This window comes from Flavobacterium sp., assembly GCF_036405015.1.
GTDB lineage: Bacteria > Bacteroidota > Bacteroidia > Flavobacteriales > Flavobacteriaceae > Flavobacterium.
In genome coordinates, this window is record NZ_DASWYK010000032.1 from 1 (window position 1) to 19,004 (window position 19,004).

General features: G+C 33.4%; 15 protein-coding genes. 10 read left to right on the forward strand and 5 right to left on the reverse strand.

Translation table 11 applies throughout. The features are described from left to right. Positions 1 to 198: 198 nt before the first annotated feature. Complete coding sequence (locus tag VGE71_RS02700; protein ID WP_331136916.1) at positions 199 to 2,358, reverse strand: S9 family peptidase; 2,160 nt, start codon at positions 2,356 to 2,358, stop codon at positions 199 to 201. Positions 2,359 to 2,740: 382 nt separating this feature from the next. On the opposite strand from VGE71_RS02700, the gene VGE71_RS02705 reads away from it, so the two are divergent. Together VGE71_RS02705 and VGE71_RS02710 are read left to right on the forward strand one after the other, a co-directional pair. Then, positions 2,741 to 4,672 carry an amino acid permease gene (locus VGE71_RS02705; protein ID WP_331136917.1) on the forward strand — a complete coding sequence of 644 codons (1,932 nt, stop codon included), beginning with the start codon at positions 2,741 to 2,743 and terminating at the stop codon, positions 4,670 to 4,672. 307 nt (positions 4,673 to 4,979) lie between these two features. Beyond that, a complete protein-coding gene (locus VGE71_RS02710) occupies positions 4,980 to 6,074 on the forward strand; it encodes a DUF695 domain-containing protein (protein WP_331136918.1) in 1,095 nt (364 codons plus the stop codon). 100 nt (positions 6,075 to 6,174) lie between these two features. Here VGE71_RS02710 and VGE71_RS02715 read toward each other — a convergent pair whose 3' ends face one another. Continuing rightward, entirely contained in the window at positions 6,175 to 7,377 is a 1,203-nt protein-coding gene (locus VGE71_RS02715) for an aminotransferase class I/II-fold pyridoxal phosphate-dependent enzyme (protein ID WP_331136919.1), read from the reverse strand. 39 nt (positions 7,378 to 7,416) lie between these two features. Then, on the reverse strand, positions 7,417 to 7,554 hold the full coding sequence (locus VGE71_RS02720; RefSeq protein ID WP_331136920.1) for a hypothetical protein: 138 nt from the start codon (positions 7,552 to 7,554) through the stop codon (positions 7,417 to 7,419). A gap of 175 nt (positions 7,555 to 7,729) precedes the next feature. Here VGE71_RS02720 and VGE71_RS02725 point away from each other — a divergent pair, with 175 nt between their 5' ends. The 5 genes from VGE71_RS02725 (at position 7,730) to VGE71_RS02745 (ending at position 11,446) form a co-directional block, all read left to right on the forward strand. Beyond that, positions 7,730 to 8,188, forward strand: coding sequence for an Lrp/AsnC family transcriptional regulator (locus VGE71_RS02725; RefSeq protein WP_331136921.1), 459 nt, complete (start codon positions 7,730 to 7,732; stop codon positions 8,186 to 8,188). A 207-nt stretch (positions 8,189 to 8,395) separates the two neighbouring features. Next, complete coding sequence (locus VGE71_RS02730; protein ID WP_331136922.1) at positions 8,396 to 8,641, forward strand: hypothetical protein; 246 nt, start codon at positions 8,396 to 8,398, stop codon at positions 8,639 to 8,641. Continuing rightward, positions 8,622 to 8,921 carry a type II toxin-antitoxin system RelE/ParE family toxin gene (locus tag VGE71_RS02735; protein ID WP_331136923.1) on the forward strand — a complete coding sequence of 100 codons (300 nt, stop codon included), beginning with the start codon at positions 8,622 to 8,624 and terminating at the stop codon, positions 8,919 to 8,921. Before VGE71_RS02730 ends, VGE71_RS02735 begins: the two co-directional genes overlap by 20 nt. 425 nt (positions 8,922 to 9,346) lie before the next feature. Beyond that, positions 9,347 to 10,750, forward strand: coding sequence for a dihydrolipoyl dehydrogenase (lpdA, locus tag VGE71_RS02740; protein WP_331136924.1), 1,404 nt, complete (start codon positions 9,347 to 9,349; stop codon positions 10,748 to 10,750). Between the two features lie 153 nt (positions 10,751 to 10,903). Continuing rightward, positions 10,904 to 11,446, forward strand: a complete 543-nt coding sequence (locus VGE71_RS02745) for a lipocalin family protein (protein ID WP_331136925.1) — start codon at positions 10,904 to 10,906, stop codon at positions 11,444 to 11,446. Between the two features lie 60 nt (positions 11,447 to 11,506). Here the strand turns inward: VGE71_RS02745 and VGE71_RS02750 are convergent, their stop codons facing one another. Continuing rightward, positions 11,507 to 11,881 carry a DoxX family membrane protein gene (locus tag VGE71_RS02750; RefSeq protein ID WP_331136926.1) on the reverse strand — a complete coding sequence of 125 codons (375 nt, stop codon included), beginning with the start codon at positions 11,879 to 11,881 and terminating at the stop codon, positions 11,507 to 11,509. Between the two features lie 299 nt (positions 11,882 to 12,180). On the opposite strand from VGE71_RS02750, the gene VGE71_RS02755 reads away from it, so the two are divergent. The 3 genes from VGE71_RS02755 (at position 12,181) to VGE71_RS02765 (ending at position 17,153) form a co-directional block, all read left to right on the forward strand. Beyond that, on the forward strand, positions 12,181 to 13,467 hold the full coding sequence (locus tag VGE71_RS02755; RefSeq protein ID WP_331136927.1) for an anthranilate synthase component I family protein: 1,287 nt from the start codon (positions 12,181 to 12,183) through the stop codon (positions 13,465 to 13,467). Positions 13,468 to 13,749: 282 nt separating this feature from the next. Continuing rightward, complete coding sequence (gene tilS, locus VGE71_RS02760; protein ID WP_331136928.1) at positions 13,750 to 15,060, forward strand: tRNA lysidine(34) synthetase TilS; 1,311 nt, start codon at positions 13,750 to 13,752, stop codon at positions 15,058 to 15,060. Continuing rightward, a complete protein-coding gene (locus tag VGE71_RS02765) occupies positions 15,060 to 17,153 on the forward strand; it encodes a protein-disulfide reductase DsbD family protein (protein WP_331136929.1) in 2,094 nt (697 codons plus the stop codon). Before tilS ends, VGE71_RS02765 begins: the two co-directional genes overlap by 1 nt. Before the next feature lie 289 nt (positions 17,154 to 17,442). Here the strand turns inward: VGE71_RS02765 and VGE71_RS02770 are convergent, their stop codons facing one another. Next, entirely contained in the window at positions 17,443 to 18,759 is a 1,317-nt protein-coding gene (locus tag VGE71_RS02770) for an ammonium transporter (protein WP_144214944.1), read from the reverse strand. Positions 18,760 to 19,004 lie beyond the last annotated feature (245 nt).

A 19,004-nucleotide genomic window follows, 5' to 3' on the forward strand; every position in this document is an offset into this window, starting at 1 on the left:
ACAAGATAAAATTGTAGAACAAATGACTTTGATGGTCGAAAACAATCATTCGATTTTGCCTTACGGATGGCAAAAAAAGATGGCAAAAAAAATGACTTTCATCGCTGAATAGTCACTTAGAAATAAAACCTTTTAAGGTGATAGAAATAAAAAAAGCCTAATTATTTTCAGAATAATTAGGCTTTATTATTTTATGTTTTATTTGGCTCCAGGAGGAGATTTTTCTTTTATGTATTTAATAAAGGTGTCCAAAAGATGTTTTCTTGTTCCTTCTCCTTCAGAAATACTGTGAGAACGATTTGGATAAATCATCAGATCAAACATTTTATCATATTTAACTAATTCATTAATTAAAACTTCGGCATTTTTATAATGTACGTTGTCGTCTCCAGTTCCGTGAATGTATAGTAAATTTCCTTTTAGGTTTTTAGCATGAGTTACAGGAGAAGCTTTAGCATAAGTTGCTTCGTTTTCGTCTGGTAATCCCATATATCTTTCGGTGTAGATATTGTCGTAAAAGTGCTGATCTGTAACAGCAGCAACAGCTATACCAGTTTTATAAATTTCAGGAAACTGGAACATTAGGTTTAAAGTTACGGCACCTCCGCCACTCCAGCCGTGAACAGCAACTCTTTCTGGATCTATAAAGTTCCATTTTAGAACTTCTTTAGCGGCCATCGCTTGATCGTGTGTATTGATAATTCCGATGTTTTTATAAATTGATTTCCTCCATTTTGTACCTTTCATAACAGGAGCGCCGCGATTATCCATGGCGATTCCGATGTATCCTTCTGGAACCAAAGCAGTAATCAAAGGGTGAAAATCCGGAACATCATTGGCAACAGACGAAACAGGTTCTCCATAAACATAAAAAAAGACAGGATATTTTTTTGAAACATCGAAATTCAAAGGTTTTGCCATAATTCCGTCTATTTCTATTCCATCAACCGTTTTAACTTTAAATTTCTCTAAGGAATAGTTGCGTTGTGGAGTTGTAAAAGAATCTGGACCAGCAGGAAAGATCTTTTTGTGACCAGAAAGAGCTACTAAACGATCATTATAATCACGATTGATATTAGAATTGGTATGTCTGGCATATTTTCCGTCTGGAGAAAAACTGTATTCATTTGTTCCTTCAAACTCATTTGGTGTAACACGTTTCGTTTTTTTTGTATTGAGATTGGTTTCATACAAATAGCGTTGTGTCGCATCCTTTGGACTTGCTATGAAATAAATAGATTTCGTTTCTGGATTATATGATTTGTAATACGCATCAAAATTCTCCGTTGTAATTAATTCTTTCTTTTTTCCGTCATTGCTAATTTTGTAAATATGCATCCAGCCATCAGCGTCAGAACTCCATAAGAATGCTTTTCCGTTATCTACAAACTGACAAGGAAATGCATCATAATCCCAAGCAGAGATATCAAATACATCAATCCATGCATCTGATTTTTCCTGATAGAGTAAATTCGCTTTTCCAGTTTTAGCATCACATTTATAAAAAGAAACCTGATTTTGATTTCGGTTCAATTGAATAACTGCGACATTTTGATTGTCGATCCATTTCATTCTAACCAAATAATTATTATCTGGTTCTCCTGGAATATTTAGCCAATTGGTTTGCAAAGAAGCGATGTCAATTATCCCGATTTTTACAGAGGAAGGTTTTTCTCCTGCTTTAGGATATTCAACAGGAATAGTAAAAGGATAAAGTGCATCGGTATTATTGATCATTAAATGAAATTTTGTATTTGATGCATCTACACGCCAAAAAGAAATACTTTTTCCGTCAGGACTCCATCTAAAACCATCACGTGCGGCAAGTTCTTCTTCATAAACCCAATCAAAAGTTCCGTTTATAATTTTGTCGGTTCCATCTGTTGTTAGTGGCGTGATTTTTCCAGAGTTTAAATTTTCCAGATAAATATTATGTTTAGAAACATAAGCCACATTTTCATTATCATTTGAAAATTTGGCAAACATTAAAGAGGATGTTTCCAGACTTTTTCCAATTTGCTTTCCTTTGCCGGTTTTCAAATCAAAAAACCAGTAATCTCCTTTAGTATTAGCTCTCCAGACTCTTTTAGAATTGGTGTAAATCAATACTTTAGTTTGGTCTTCATTCCAAACCAATTGTTCTATTTCTCCAGTAAAACCTGAATTTTTTAATTGATCTGCCGTTAGAATAGTATTTTTCTGAGTGAGTTTATCAGCATTATAAAGAGCAATATTATTTTGCTCATTAACCCAGAATAAATGAGAATTTGGCAACCAGTTTAATTGGTTAATGTCAATGTTTTCTTGAGCAAAAAGACAAGAAGAAATGAGTAAAAAGAATAAAAGGAGTTTTTTCATATGGTAAAGGTTGTTATATTGACAAAAGCGTTGAGGTTAGAGTGTAAAATTAAGAATTATCTGTGTTTTTAATTCTTTTTGAGATCTAAAGATTTTAATTATAAAAATAGTACTGAGCTTCAGTTAAACACTTGTATTATATTACCACGAAATGAAACTATATTATCTTTTTTAGGGATAGATTTTCTTTACCTTATTTTTTGAACAATTTGGAAGAGCAATACGCTGTAGATTCGGACTCACTTGATTTCTGTTTTATTATTCAAAATGTACGAAAGAAACAAAATCGTTTTATAAATTTGATTTAACGATAAAATTTGCATTATTTGCAAAATAAAACAAATACGACTGAATTAAATTAATTTATAACAGCAAAACATATATGGCATTTTCAAGTTTATTCCGAAAAAAAACAGTACAGGATATTCTGAAGCAAGTTGCTCAGAACGAAACCGACGGTCATAATGCTCTAGGGAAACATTTGACTACAAGAGATTTAACAGCTTTCGGAATAGCGGCTATTGTTGGAGCAGGAATTTTTAGCACAATCGGAAAAGCCAGTGCAGATGGTGGACCAGCCGTTATATTTTTGTTCTTGTTTACCGCTTTAGCTTGTGGTTTTGCTGCTTTTGCTTATGCTGAATTTGCTTCAATGGTTCCAGTTTCAGGAAGCGCTTATACGTATTCCTATGTTGCTTTTGGAGAATTAATAGCCTGGATAATTGGCTGGGCATTAATCATGGAATATGCTGTCGGAAATATAACCGTTGCCATATCGTGGAGTGATTACTTTACAGGATTGCTCAAAAGCGGTGGGATTCATTTACCGCAATGGATTCAAATGGATTATTTGACCGCTTCAAACGGATTTAAAGATGCAGAAGCTTTAATGCGAGGCGGAAAATCATTCGGAAATTTAAGCACTGCCTTACAAGATGCACACACCGCATGGATGACAGCACCAACAATTGGTTCTTTTCATTTCGTAACCGATTTACCAGCATTATTTATCATTATTCTGATTACAGCTTTAGTATATAGAGGAATGAAAGAATCTCGTAATGCGAGTAACTTAATGGTAGTTGTAAAACTTTGCGTTGTACTTTTGGTAATTGCTGTTGGAGTATTTTATGTAGATACAGCAAATTGGGATCCTTTTGCTCCAAATGGAGTGGGAGGCGTTTTAAAAGGAGTATCAGCTGTTTTCTTTGCTTATATTGGTTTTGATGCGATTTCTACAACAGCAGAAGAATGTAAAAATCCGCAGCGTGATTTACCACGTGGAATGATGTGGGCAATCATTATCTGTACACTTTTATATATTGCAATTGCTTTGGTTTTGACCGGAATGGTACAATATCACGAATTAAATGTTGGAGATCCTCTAGCGTTTGTTTTCGATAAATTAGACTTAAAATGGATGTCAGGAATTATTGCCGTAAGTGCAGTAGTTGCTATGGCAAGCGTTTTATTGGTTTTTCAAATGGGACAACCTCGTATCTGGATGAGTATGAGCCGCGACGGATTATTACCAAAGAAATTTTCTACAGTTCATCCAAAGTTCAAAACACCATCTTTTGCTACAATTGTAACAGGATTTGTAGTGGCAATTCCAGCCTTGTTTTTAAACTTGACAATGGTAACCGATTTGTGTAGTATCGGAACTTTATTTGCCTTTGTATTAGTTTGTGCAGGAGTTTTAGTGTTGCAGAACAAACCTGAAATTCCAAGAGGGAAATTCAAAACGCCTTACATCAATTCAAAATATATTTTACCAGCCTTAATTATTGCTGGATTGTACTATGCTTTCGCTTTCAATAATAAAGCGACAATGGCATTTATCAATAATGAACCACAGATTTATGATGCAACTTCCATTGTAACTTCTTTAGATAAATCAGAATCGGAAAAGGTTTTTAAATATTTAGAAAGTATAGAAGCAAATAATAAAACAGCTGAAACTTCAGATCTAGAACATTTATTAGGACAATATCAGGATGATGAAGCAAAATATGCTGAAGTCGTAAAAGGATTGCCAATTACCGATTCAGCAAAATACGAATCAGGTTTAAGTTTGTTTAAACACAAAATTCCGATGTGGATATTCTTATTCGTTTTAGTTGGATTAGCAGTTTGGGCTTTCAGAAAAAATCTGTCGTTAATTCCGCTTTTAGGATTAATTTGTTGCTTGTATATGATGGCCGAATTAAGCGTTTGGAACTGGATTTATTTTACGGTTTGGTTAATAATCGGACTACTGATTTACTTTGGCTACAGCCGAAAAAATAGTAAACTGAACTTTGTAGAGAAGTAATAAGCTAAGAATTATAAGTTAAATGAAAGCCGTTTTGAGGATTCTCAGAACGGCTTTTTTATTTGTTAAAAGGTTTCACGCAGATTTAAAATGATTAGAACAGATTAATTAGATTTTTAAATTATAAATTATCTGCTATATCAGCTTAAATCATTTTAAATCTGCGTAAAACATAAAATTCCCGACTTAACTTCTTTACTATCAATATACTTTAAAATATTTCTTTTTTTATAGAAATATTCTTATGTTTTAAAGGTGCTTTTCCTTAAGTTTGTTTGCGTCAAATTTTAAATTTAATTTTTAATACATGGGTTTTCTTGATAAAATATTGGGCAAAAAAGAGGCTCCAATACAATCTAACAATGATTTCTGGAATTGGTTTTTAAAACACGAAAAAGAGTTTTTCGGGTTCGTTAAAAGCAGACAAAATATTCATCACGGTTTTTTTGATAAACTAGGACCAAAACTTGACGAAATCCATAGCGGAATATATTTTGTAACTGGAATGTTTGATGATAATACAGTCGAATTGATATTAACACCAGATGGAGCAATTAGAAATATTTATGCCATTGAAGAATTGGTAAATGCTGCTCCTCAAATGAACGGATGGAAAATTACTGCTTTAAAACCTTCATCAGATATTCAAAATATTGGAGTTGATTACGAGGGTTTTAAATTCAATAAAGACAATCTGAAATTTTATCCAAACATTCATAAAGAATATCCAGACGAAATCGATCTGACAGTTATTTACGATGATTTTGTAGAAGAAAAAAGGTCAATGATTACAAATGGAGTTTATATCTTTTTGGATAATTATTTAGGAGAATTACATTCGGTTACTTTGATTGACAATATGAGAATTGAAGGTCCAAATGCTGTTTCTGAAGAATTAATTCCGATTGAAAAATTAAAAGATTATTTAATTTGGAGAGAAAAAGAATTTGTTGAGAAATATGAAGGTACGCGACACAATACAGAAAATGATAATTATTCAAGTTTTGAAGCAACTACAAAAGATGGCGGATTTGTTATTGCATTAATAAATAGCGATATTTTAAAATGGGACAAAAAAGCATCTCATCCGTGGGTATTCATTATTACAATTCCTTTTGATGGAAGTAATAATAACGGAATGCCGGATAAAGAAACTTACCAATTATTAAACGAAATTGAAGATGAAATAACACCGAATCTTAAAGATTTGGAAGGTTATTTAAATATTGGAAGAGAAACATCAACCAATAAAAGAGAAATCTTTTTTGCTTGTAAAGATTTCAGAAAACCAACAAAAGTGGCAGATGAAATCATAAAAAAATACAACGGCACTTTCGATATAAGTTACGAAATCTACAAAGACAAATATTGGCGTACGTTTAGAGCTTACGAGCCAAGATGATTTTATGGCCACGAATTCACGAATTTTTAAACTATTAATTCGTGAATTTGTGGCAAATAAATTTTAGCGAATCCTTTGTGTATCTTTGTGGAATAACAACTTATAAAACCCCAAGCTCAACCATACAAGCCTTCATCATTTCGTAAGTACGCTGAATATCGTTATCCAAACCAATAGAAAACCGAATCAAACCATCCGTTAATCCCATTTCTTTTTGTTCTTCTAACGGAATTTCACTTGAAGTCGAAGTTCCCGGCGCACTAAATAGCGTTTTATAAAAACCTAAGCTTACAGCCAAATAACCTAGATTTCTGTCTTGCATCAATTCCATTAAATCATTGGCTTTTGCCAAAGAAGCAACATCAATCGTCAACATTCCTCCAAAACCATATTCTGGATTAATCATTGATTTGTATAATTCATGACTCGGGTGACTTTTAAGTCCTGGATAAACCGTTTTCAAGCCATCTTTTTCAAATTGATCTGCCAGAAAATGTGCATTATGGCTGTGTTGCTTAATTCGAATATGAAGTGTTCTAAGGTTTTTCATGACACTCGCCGAACGCAAACTATCCATTGTCGGTCCCAAAAGCATGCTTGCGCCAGAATTCACATTTTTCAGCGAATTAATAAATTCCTTCGAAGCGCAAGTCACGCCGCCAACCGTATCACTGCTTCCGTTGATGTATTTTGTCAAACTATGAATTACGATATCAGCTCCCAATTTTGCAGGAGAAACCGATAATGGCGAAAAAGTATTATCAACAACCAATTTCAAATTGTGTTTTTTAGCAATTATTGCCAAGCCACGAATATCAGCCACTTCCAATAACGGATTACTCACCGTTTCGCAATACAAAACTTTCGTTTTTGAAGTTATTGCAGCTTCTACAACATCCAATTTTGTAATGTCAACAAAGCTAGTTTCAATGCCAAAACGAGGCGTGAAGTTTTTCAAAAAAGCATAAGTACCGCCATAAATCGTTCGGCTCGAAACAATGTGGTCGCCCGCACCGCACAATTGCAATAGAGTAGGCGTAATAGCGCCCATTCCTGAGGCCGAAACGTTAGCCGTTTCTGTTCCTTCCATTGCTGCCAAAGCTTGATCCAAATACAAATTACTTGGCGAAGAATGGCGCGAATACAAATAACAGCCCTCCATATTACCTTCAAAAGTATCGAACATCGTTTTGGCCGATAAAAAAGTATAAGTCGAAGAATCAGAAATCGACGGATTCACGCCTCCAAATTCCCCAAAATATTGCAAATCCTGAATTTTATCTGCTGGTTTAAAATCTTTCATATATAGTTAGTTTTTTTGCTTTGTTTCAAGTTTCAGGTTTCAAGTTCCAACAACCTGAAACTTGAAACCTGAAACAAAATTATTAGGAGCTGTTTCCTGCTGTCCACTATATCTTTTATGGTGAACCCCACCATAAAAGGATGCCGTTCCCATCAGGGCTAGGGCACTCGTTTTCAAAAGAAAACCTATTCAAAGAAAGGATGAATTAGATAATTAATCAATGATGTGTTGTTTGTTTAGATTTTAAAACTATAAAAATGATTTAATTTTGATTTTTATTCTAAATTTGAGTCAGAAATGTTGATTTAATAGATTTTCTTTCATCTTACCAAAACAATAAACCACAAACAAAATGACTTTAGACGAAATAGATAAAAAACTCCTCGTTTTGCTTCAAACCGATAGCAAAAAGACCAATAAAGAATTGTCTTTAAAACTCAATCTTTCAGTAACAGCAGTTTACGAACGAATCAAAAAACTAGAGCGCGAAGGCATTATAAAAAACTATGCAGCTCTTGTCGATAAAGCCAAAATCGAAAAAGGATTTGTGGTATTTTGTCATTTAAAACTCATTCAGCATACAAAAGAATTTCTAACCAAATTCGAAAGCGAAGTCATCAAGTTAAACGAGGTTTTAGAATGCCATCACGTAAGTGGCGATTACGATTATATCTTAAAAGTTCTGGTAAAAGATATGGAAGCGTATCGAGAATTCTTAGTAACGAAATTAACTTCCTTACAACATATTGGAAGTACGCAAAGCATGTTTATGATTAGTGAAGTGAAGAATTCGACGGTGATTTCTTTTTAGAGGTTCAAAGGTTCAAAGGCTCATAGGTTCAAAGGTGAAGAGGTTTTCTCTTAAATAATTTAACGCATTTTTTTCATTTCGACGAAGGAGAAGTGACAAACTTGGGAGAATTACTTCGCGCCTTCGTTTTTGCGAGATTAAAAATTAAAAACTCTTAACATATTTCAATTATTAAAAACCTTAAATTTGAGTTTAAATAAAATCAAAATGGAAACGAAGGAATTAAGACGTAAGCTTATAAATGATTTTGGAAAATTCATAGACGACGATTCGAAATTAGAGATTTTGGAAAGTGTTTTTGATGCCATAAATCATGATGAAAAAGAGTCAATCGTTCCTGATTCGCATTACAATTTAGTTGCCGAAGAAAGAGAAAAATATCTTTCAGGAAAAACACAAGCTAGTTCTTGGGAAGAAGCAGAACAACGTTTGAATGCGAAGTATGGTTTTTAAAATCAAAATTCTGCCATTAGCAGAAAAAGAAATTGATGAATCTATTGAGTTTTATGAAAGCAGAAGTAAAGGTTTAGGAAAACAATTTCTAACCTATTTAAGATCTTATCTCAAAGTCTTAAAAACAAATCCAGAATTATACGCGGTAAAAAAGAAACCAAGTTATCGTGAAATGACTTTGGTTAAATTTCCCTTTGTTATCATTTACGAGATCATCGAAACAGAAATAATTATTTATTCTGTATTTCATACTTCAAGAAATCCAAAGAAAAAACCTTGATTTTAAAGTTACTAAGATTCTAAGGTTCTGAGATACTAAGTTTTTTCTCTTGACTTGCTTAACCCTTTTTTTGTTATTTCGACGAAGGAGAAATCTTCGTAAGTAGCTCTTAACGGAATTTCGCCAATCTTTGTAGAGTTTCTCGTGGAGATTTCTCCTTCGTCGAAATGACATACTTTGAAAAAATACTTTGCGCCTTAGTGACTTTGCGAGCAAATCTCAGCTAAAAAATGAATCTTAGCGAACTTTGCGTAAAATCATAGCGCCCATTGCGGTTAAACTCATAACGCAAAAAAAACTTTGTGCCCTAGCGTCTTCGTGACATTACCAAGCCCAAAATTTCACACAAAAAACATTGAAATTTAAACTTCAAACAAAACTTTATTCCTTAAATTTGTGACGCTTAAAATAAATATAGATAAACTATGAGTTCATTTGACGTAGTCATTATAGGTTCAGGTCCTGGCGGATATGTATCAGCAATTCGTTGCGCACAATTAGGTTTCAAAACTGCTATTGTAGAAAAATATAATTCATTAGGCGGAACTTGCCTTAACGTAGGTTGTATTCCTTCAAAAGCATTATTATCATCTTCTCACCACTATGCAGAAATTGCTCATTTTGCAGATCACGGAATCGAAGTTTCTGGTGATGTAAAAATCAATTTAGAGAAAATGATCGCGCGCAAACAAGCTGTTGTAGATCAAACCGTAGGTGGAATCAACTACTTAATGGATAAAAATAAAATCACTGTTTTCAATGGTTTAGGTTCTTTCGTAGATGCAACTCACATCGCTGTTGCAAAAGCTGACGGAACTTCAGAAACTATCGAAGCAAAATATACTGTAATTGCTACAGGATCAAAACCATCTTCTTTACCATTCATCAAAATTGATAAAGAAAGAATCATCACTTCTACTGAAGCTTTGGCTTTAAAAGAAGTTCCAAAACATTTAGTTATTATTGGTGGAGGAGTTATCGGAATCGAGCTTGGACAAGTTTACCTTCGTTTAGGAGCTCAGGTTTCTGTTGTTGAATTCATGGACAGAATCATTCCAGGAATGGACGGAGCGCTTTCTAAAGAATTGACTAAAGTGTTGAAAAAACAAGGAATGAAATTCTACGTTTCTCACAAAGTAAAATCAGTTGAAAGAAACGGTGATGCTGTTACAGTTCAGGCTGAAAACGCAAAAGGAGAAACAATCACTCTTGAAGGAGATTATTCATTAGTTTCTGTTGGTCGTCGTCCTTACACAGACGGATTAAACGCTGACAAAGCTGGAGTTAAAATTTCAGACAGAGGACAAGTTGAAGTAAACGATCATTTACAAACTAGTGTTCCAAATATCTACGCAATTGGTGATGTTGTTCGTGGAGCAATGTTGGCACACAAAGCGGAAGAAGAAGGAGTAATGGTTGCTGAAATTTTAGCAGGTCAAAAACCACATATCGATTACAACTTAATTCCTGGTGTAGTGTACACTTGGCCAGAAGTTGCTGCAGTTGGACAAACGGAAGAGCAATTAAAAGCGGCTGGAGTAAAATACAAATCAGGAAGTTTCCCATTCAAAGCTTTAGGACGTGCAAGAGCAAGTGCTGACTTAGACGGATTCGTAAAAATTCTTGCTGATGAGAAAACAGATGAGGTTTTAGGAGTTCACATGATTGGTGCTCGTACAGCAGATTTAATTGCTGAAGCAGTTACTGCAATGGAATTTAAAGCTTCTGCTGAAGATATTTCAAGAATGAGCCACGCACACCCAACATTCGCGGAAGCGGTAAAAGAAGCAGCATTGGCAGCTACAGAAAATAGAGCTTTACACGTATAATTTACGTTTTAAGATATTTCAAACCGTCAGATATTCTGGCGGTTTTTTTATGCGTTATTTTTAAGCTTTATATAATATAATAATCAAAAATAATTTTGTAAATTAGATGTGTAGTTCTGGTGGTATCTTTATGATAATTAAAAAGATAGAATTATGAGAACTAAATATATTGTTCCGGTTTTAATTGGAGCAGGAATTGGAATCGCATTGTATTCTTGCGGTGGAGGAATTCCTAAAAACGCGCAAGCTGTTACCAACTTTGACAGCAAAAAATATCTCGGAAAATGGTACGAAATTGCCAGATTAGATTACAAATGGGAAAGAGATTTGAACAATGTGACGGCCGAATATTCTTTAAACGAAGATAATACTATAAAAGTCGATAATAAGGGCTATAATGTCAAAAAAGACAAATGGGAACAAAGTGTCGGGAAAGCTAGATTTGTCAAAAAAGACAATATTGGTATGCTGAAAGTCTCATTTTTTGGTCCTTTTTATTCTGGTTACAATGTTGTAGCAATCGATTCAGATTATAAATACGCATTAGTGGCTGGAGAAAGTTTAAAATACATGTGGATACTTTCCAGAGAAAAAACAATTCCGGAAAGTGTAAAAGCAGATTTCCTTATTAAAGCTCAAGAAATTGGTTATAAAGTAACCGATTTGGTATGGGTAAAACATGATAAGGAGAATTAAAAATAAAAATCCCGCCAGATTCAAATCTGACGGGATTTTTATTTATTCGTTTAATAATTCTCAAGGTGTAAAAACACTTTTGTAGTTATCCCAATATCTGTAAATCAGAAATAGATTGGCTAGAAAGAGCAATGCAGCAATTGGAAGCCCATCTGGGGTTAAGAAGTAATTGATAAACAAAATGTTAACCGTAATCGGTAAGATCAAAATATTGGCTAAAGTTACGTAACGCCCAGTTACAAATGCAATTCCACACAACAATTCAATTGATTTTGCCAATGGCATTAAATAAGTAGAAGCCATCAAACCTACATTAAAAGCTTTGAAATTTCCTGTGGTTTCAGGCTCAGGCATTAGATGGAAAAAGTAACTGATAGAGGCAAAAAGCAGCAAAAGACCAATTAAAACACGGACAATAATTGTGGCAATTTTCATAATACTTAGGATTTTTTAAGGGTTAAAAAATATAATTAAGTTATTGGAAAAGATGCAATCTAAAGCTCAAATTAGAATCACAAATTATTTATTTTGGGGTTCTTTTTTAAGGATTTTACAATTAAAATAAAACTCTTTTGGGATTAATCTAATTGTATATCAAATATAACGATTTTTTTCTTATTAAATAGAGGTCTTTTTAACAGTTTTACAATATAATTCGAATCCTGTGGTTATTTTTTTTGGTTTTCAGTAATCACAGAATTTTGTCGTAATTTTGAACTTTAAAATTACCATTTTTGAGAGTTTCCATTCATAAAAATATTGCCAATCCGGAACTGTTTACAGAACAGCTTTTAAGTTGGGCGCAGCAATTTCGCGAAGTCATTTTTTTAGACAGCAATTCTTATCCACAGCAATATTCTAATTTCGATTGTATATTGGCAGTTGATGCTTTTACTTCTTTAAAAACAGATTATTACAACGCTTTTGAAGATTTAAAACAATATCAGCAAAATACTAAAGACTGGCTTTTTGGCTATCTTTCTTATGATTTAAAGAATGATACTGAAAATCTTCAATCCAATAATTTTGATGGTTTAAATTTTCCCGATTTGTTTTTCTTTCAACCCAAAAAGATTTTTATTTTAAAAGGGAAAGAGCTTGAAATTCAGTATTTAATGCTTTGTGATGATGAGGTAGAAGAGGATTTCAAGGAGATCATTAAGGAAGAAAAGAGTATTTTTGAGAGCGAAAATAAACTTGAAATCAAGCAACGTATTTCGAAGGATTTGTATGTTGAAAAGGTGAATAAAATGCTGGAACATATTCATATTGGTGATATGTACGAGGCGAATTTTTGCATGGAATTTTATGCTGAAAATGCAATTATAAATCCATTAGAAAAGTTTGAGAAACTGAATGAGATTTCGCAGGCACCATTTGCTGTTTTCTTTAAAAATCACAAACAATATTTGCTCTCAGCATCACCAGAACGTTATTTGACCAAAGTTGGAGATAAGATTATTTCGCAACCAATAAAGGGAACTTCCAAACGTTTTTCGGATCCAGTTGAAGATGAAAAATCAAAAGATACTTTAGTTTCAGATGCAAAAGAACGCGCAGAAAATATCATGATAACCGATTTGGTTCGCAATGATTTATCGCATACTGCCCAAAAAGGTTCTGTTGTAGTTGAGGAACTTTGCGGAATTTATTCTTTTCTACAAGTGCATCAGATGATTTCTACGGTAACTTCCAAGCTAGATTCGCAATATTCAGCTGTAGATGTTTTAAAAACAACTTTTCCAATGGGAAGTATGACAGGCGCGCCAAAAATTTCTGTAATGGAAATTGTAGAAAATCTGGAAGAAACCAAAAGAGGATTATACAGTGGAGCAATTGGTTATTTTACACCCGAAGGAGATTTTGATTTTAATGTCGTAATCAGAAGTATTTTATACAATCAAGAAAATAAATATGTTTCATTTTCAGTTGGAAGCGCTATTACATCCTTGTCAATTCCAGAAAAAGAATACGAAGAATGCTTGTTGAAAGCAAAAGCAATGCACGAGGTTTTACAGTAGGTTTTGTTGCCACTAATTACCCGAATTTACCCGATTTTTTTGCCACAGATTAAAAGATTCTCACAGATTTTAATCATTTTAATCCTTTAATCTGTGGCTATTTAGTTAAAAGGAAATAATTTGTGGGAATTTGTGTAATTTGTGGTAAAAATGTTCGCGCCCTGCATGAAAAATAATTCGTGACCCGAGCGATAGCGAATAGACGAAGTAATTCGTGGCGAAAAAAAATCACTTAACATTTCATTTAAAAATAGATCGAATTTAATTTTTTAATTTTATCACATGTTTTCAAAATTTCAAAATCATATCGTTTCGAGATTTCCCTTTTTAGCAGAAAAAAAACTTTTTCTGGCTGTTAGTGGCGGATTAGATAGTATGGTTTTATTGCGCTTGTTGCATAAACTTCCGTATGAGATTGCAGTTTTACATTGTAATTTTCAGCTTCGCGGATTAGAAAGTTTTGGTGATCAAGAATTTATTCAAAATTATTGCGATCAAAATAATATCCCGATTTTTTCTACACATTTTGATACAGAAGCTTTCGCTAAAGATTATAAATTATCAACACAAGTTGCGGCAAGAGAACTTCGTTACAGTTGGTTTTATGAATTATTAGAAGAAAAAAACTTCGATTATATTTTGACTGCCCATCATGCCGATGATAATCTGGAAACTTTCATAATCAACTTAACACGCGGAACAGGTTTAGAAGGTTTGACAGGGATTCCAGAGCAAAATGATAGAATTATTCGCCCGCTTTTGCCTTTTTCAAGAGAAGAAATTTTGAAATATGCCGAAGAAAATAAAATAGAATGGCGTGAAGACAGCAGTAATGCTTCAACAAAATATCTTAGAAATAAAATCCGTCATAATTTGGTTCCGGTTTTAAAAGAAATCAATCCAAATTTTTTAGATGCTTTTCAAAAAACACAATTTTTCCTTCAGGAGTCAAAAGAAATGGTGGAAGATGCTTCCATTATGATTTATCAGCAGGTTGCTAAAGAAGTTGAAGAAGATATTCATTTTGATTTGAATCAATTGAAAAAGCTGCCAAATTATAAATCTTATTTGTACCAATGGCTCAATGAATTTGGTTTTTCTGCATGGAATGATATTTATGATTTAGTGGAAGGGCAATCAGGAAAACAAGTTTTTTCAGATGAATTTAGATTACTCAAAAACAGAGAAACACTTATTTTAAGTCCGTTTTCTAACTCATCAGAAGAAGAGGAATACGAAATTAATGAAAATGATACAGAAGTTAATTTTCCCTTAAAAATGAGTCTTTGTAACGTAGGTCACACAACATTCGATTCAAATAGAGTTATATTTGTCGATGCCGATAAAATCCGTTTTCCTTTGGTATTACGTAAATGGAAAGAAGGAGATGTTTTTCAGCCTTTTGGAATGAATGGAAAATCGAAAAAAGTAAGTAAGCTTTTTAAAGATGAAAAACTTTCTTTAATCGAAAAAGAGAAAACATGGATTTTATGTTCGAACGATCAGATTGTCTGGGTCATAGGAATGAGGCAAGATGAACGCTTTAAAATAAAAAAGACCACAAATAAAATACTTAAAATAGAACTGCAATAATGAACTTTACTCAAAATTACCAGACCAATATATCAAGAAATATTTGGACTAAAACTGTTTTACTTCTGTTGTTTTTCTTTGCTTTTGCAAAAGGTAACGCTCAAATACTTGAGCCAGTAAAATGGACTTCTAAAATTGAAAAAAAAGGAAATAACGCGCTTTTGATTTTCGATGCAGTGATCGAGAAAGACTGGCATATGTATTCGCAGTTTACTCCAGAAGGCGGACCTTTGGCTTTAGAAATATCTTTTAAAAACCAAAAAGGAAATTACGAGTTAATTGGAAAAGCCAAAGAAGGTAAAACAAGAACGGCTTATAATGATGTTTTTGAAGTAAATGAAACCTTTTTTGAAGGAAAAGCACATATAGAACAAGAAATTAAAATTATTAACCCAAACTTAAAAACGGTTGATGTGGATTTTGATTTTCAAGTTTGTAAAGAAGTGTGTATCAATTCAAGCAAAAAATTCTCGATTGCAGTTCCTTCGACTTTTAAAATGGATGAAGTTCCTGCTGTAGCAGAAGCAAAATTAGACGAAACCAAAACTGTTGGAATTGCTGTTGATACTGTTGCAAAAGCACCTGCTGCTGAAGTGGAAAACGTGATAAAGAAAGATAAAGAATTGGCTAAAGTAAATGCGGAAACTCCTGCTCAAGCTCCTTCAAGAAGTTTGTGGTCCATCTTTTTTATTGCCTTTTTATCTGGATTTGCAGCTTTGTTAACTCCTTGTGTTTTTCCAATGATTCCGATGACAGTGAGTTTCTTTACGAAACAAAGTAAAAGCCGTGCAAAAGGAATTAGAAATGCTATTATTTATGGACTTTCAATTATTGCGATTTATGTAATTTTAGGTCTTATTGTAACTAAAATATTCGGTGCTGACGCTTTAAATGCTTTGTCTACAGATGTTTGGTTTAATCTGATTTTCTTTGTGATCTTAGTTGTTTTTGCAACATCATTTTTAGGTGCATTCGAAATTATGCTTCCAAATTCATGGGCGAATAAAGCAGATCAACAAGCAGATAAAGGTGGATTGATCGGAATCTTGTTTATGGCTTTGGCTTTGGCAATTGTGTCATTTTCTTGTACAGGACCAATTGTTGGAACTTTATTAGTTGAAGCAGCTTCAAACGGAGGAATTGCTCCGGTTGTTGGAATGTTAGGATTCTCTTCTGCATTAGCGCTTCCGTTTATGTTATTTGCAATGTTCCCAGGATGGTTAAATTCATTACCAAAATCTGGAGGATGGCTGAATACGGTAAAAGTAGTTTTAGGATTTTTAGAATTAGCTTTAGCATTCAAATTCTTGTCTAATGCCGATTTAGTATTGCAATTGCATTTCTTAGAAAGAGAAGTTTTCATCGCGATTTGGATTGCCATTTTTGGAGCTATGACCTTATATTTATTCGGCAAAATTACATTACCTCATGATAGTCCAACACAACATATTTCTGTTGGAAGATTATACTTAGGATTGTTAACTTTCGTATTTACAATGTATTTAATTCCGGGACTTTGGGGTGCTCCTTTGAAATTAATTAGTGCTTTCCCGCCACCACCACAATATAGCGAAAGTCCATTTGGAGTTGGGGGTTCAGGAAATGGAGCTGTTTCTCCAGAAGCAGGAAAAGGTCTTCCGGCTGGAGCAGAATTAGGTCCTCACGGTATTATGGTTTTTCATGATTATGAAGACGGTTTAGCTTACGCGAAAGAAATTAAGAAACCAATAATGCTGGACTTTACAGGTTATGCTTGTGTGAATTGTAGAAAAATGGAAAACAATGTATGGTCAGATCCTACGGTTTTACCAATTCTGAAGAACGATGTAGTTTTAATTTCGCTTTATGTTGATGATAAACGTGAATTACCAAAAGAAGAGCAATTTACCACTGAGGCTGGAGATAAAATCATTACAGCTGGCGATAAATGGACTGATTTTATGATTTCTAAGTACAAAACAAATACACAGCCTTTGTATGTGATTACAGATTTAGAAGGAAATAATTTAAATAATACTAAACCAACAATCAGTTACGTTAGTACAGAAGAATATCTTCAATGGTTGAAAGAAGGAATTTCGAATTTCAAATAAAAAAAAGAATATAGTTGATTCATAATGGTATTGTGGGGGCAAAAACTTTAAGATGAAAACTATATTCTAAAATCTATATATTTTCTTTGGGGGTTGAAATTAATTCAAACAAAAAACGCTCTAGCAATAGAGCGTTTTTTATTGGTTATAATGAAGTTTATACCTTAGGATATTTTTGTTTTTAAAGTCTAATGAAATAAACTGACGTAAAGATAAATTCAAACAAAAAGCACTCTAAAATTAATTAGAGTGCTTTTCTATTTATCAAGCGAAAGTGAAAATTAATTTCTTACAAGAACTCTCCGTGTTGAGAAATATCTAATCCTAATTCTTCTTTTTCTTCAGTAACTCTTAGAGGAGTAATTTTATTTACAACAAAGAATAAAACATAAGAAGCAACGAAAGCGAAGATTGATACAGCAACTAAAGCAGTCAATTGGTTGATGAATAAAGTTGGAGTTCCGAAGATTAAACCTTGGTTGTCACCAACAGCTGGGTTAATAGCTTTTGAAGCGAAAACACCAGTTAACAACATACCTACCATACCACCAACACCGTGACAAGCAAATACATCTAATGCATCATCAATTTTTCCTTTAGGGAATTTGCTTACTACAAGGTTACTTACAATTGCAGAGAATAAACCAATGAAGATAGCGTGAGAAATGCTTACGAAACCAGCAGCAGGTGTAATAGCAACAAGACCTACAACAGCTCCAATACAAGCTCCAAGAGCAGATAATTTGTGTCCTAAGATTTTGTCAAGGAAAACCCAAGCCATAGCAGCAGCAGCGGCAGCAACAGTAGTAGTTCCTAAAGCCTGAGCAGCAAGACCATTTGCTCCTAATGCAGATCCAGCGTTGAAACCAAACCATCCGAACCATAGTAAACCTGTTCCTAATAATACATATGTAATTCTAGCAGGATTCACTTTTTGAACTTTTCTTTTTCCTAAGAACATAGCTCCAGCCAATGCAGCCCATCCCGCACTCATGTGTACTACAGTTCCTCCAGCGAAGTCAAGAACTCCCATTTTAAAGAAAATTCCATCAGGGTGCCAAGTCATGTGAGCAAGTGGTGTGTATATTAATAAGATAAATAAAACCATGAATAACAAATAAGCCCAGAAACGAATACGTTCTGCAAAAGCACCTGTAATTAATGCAGGAGTAATGATGGCGAATTTTGCCTGAAACAATGCGAATAATATAAAAGGAATTGTTGGTGCAAGGCTCCATGCTGTATTGGTTCCAACTCCCTGAAAGAATAAATTATAAGATGGATTTCCGATAATTCCTCCAATAGTTGGTCCAAAAGCTAATCCAAAAGCAACAACAGTCCATAAAATAGTAACAATTACCATTGCCATAAAACTTTGTAGCATAGTACTAATTACGTTTTTCTTACCTACCATACCTCCGTAGAAAAATCCTAATCCAGGTGTCATTAACAATACAAATGCAGTTGCAACGATCATCCAGGCAGTATCTCCTGTGTCAAACTTAACAGCTTCGGCAGGAATTGGGTTGTCTGCAATAATAAAGTTTGAAATAAAGGTTAGTACTAAAATCGTGATAAGAATCACACTTAAAATAATTTTTCGCATAGTTATTTAGTTTTAAAATTTTTGATAAAAGTATAAAATCATTTAATACCCCCTAAAAAAATAGGGTTCAATGTTTAATTTTTGTTAAATTTAAAATTTAACCCCTATGATTTTGCGTGAATTTCTTAAAACAAACTTAAAATTTACATTTTGGCAGCGTTTTTTTTTCACTTACTGTCATTTTTGATAATTTTTAGGGTAATTGGTTGCTATTTTTTGTAGGATAATGGATATTTGTTGTTTAA

Coding starts and splice junctions, on each gene's coding strand:
- VGE71_RS02700 (WP_331136916.1), bottom strand. CDS start 2,358: ATGAAAAAACTCCTTTTATTCTTTTTACTCATTTCTTCTTGTCTTTTT.
- VGE71_RS02705 (WP_331136917.1), top strand. CDS start 2,741: ATGGCATTTTCAAGTTTATTCCGAAAAAAAACAGTACAGGATATTCTG.
- VGE71_RS02710 (WP_331136918.1), top strand. CDS start 4,980: ATGGGTTTTCTTGATAAAATATTGGGCAAAAAAGAGGCTCCAATACAA.
- VGE71_RS02715 (WP_331136919.1), bottom strand. CDS start 7,377: ATGAAAGATTTTAAACCAGCAGATAAAATTCAGGATTTGCAATATTTT.
- VGE71_RS02725 (WP_331136921.1), top strand. CDS start 7,730: ATGACTTTAGACGAAATAGATAAAAAACTCCTCGTTTTGCTTCAAACC.
- VGE71_RS02730 (WP_331136922.1), top strand. CDS start 8,396: ATGGAAACGAAGGAATTAAGACGTAAGCTTATAAATGATTTTGGAAAA.
- VGE71_RS02735 (WP_331136923.1), top strand. CDS start 8,622: ATGCGAAGTATGGTTTTTAAAATCAAAATTCTGCCATTAGCAGAAAAA.
- lpdA (WP_331136924.1), top strand. CDS start 9,347: ATGAGTTCATTTGACGTAGTCATTATAGGTTCAGGTCCTGGCGGATAT.
- VGE71_RS02745 (WP_331136925.1), top strand. CDS start 10,904: ATGAGAACTAAATATATTGTTCCGGTTTTAATTGGAGCAGGAATTGGA.
- VGE71_RS02750 (WP_331136926.1), bottom strand. CDS start 11,881: ATGAAAATTGCCACAATTATTGTCCGTGTTTTAATTGGTCTTTTGCTG.
- tilS (WP_331136928.1), top strand. CDS start 13,750: ATGTTTTCAAAATTTCAAAATCATATCGTTTCGAGATTTCCCTTTTTA.
- VGE71_RS02765 (WP_331136929.1), top strand. CDS start 15,060: ATGAACTTTACTCAAAATTACCAGACCAATATATCAAGAAATATTTGG.
- VGE71_RS02770 (WP_144214944.1), bottom strand. CDS start 18,759: ATGCGAAAAATTATTTTAAGTGTGATTCTTATCACGATTTTAGTACTA.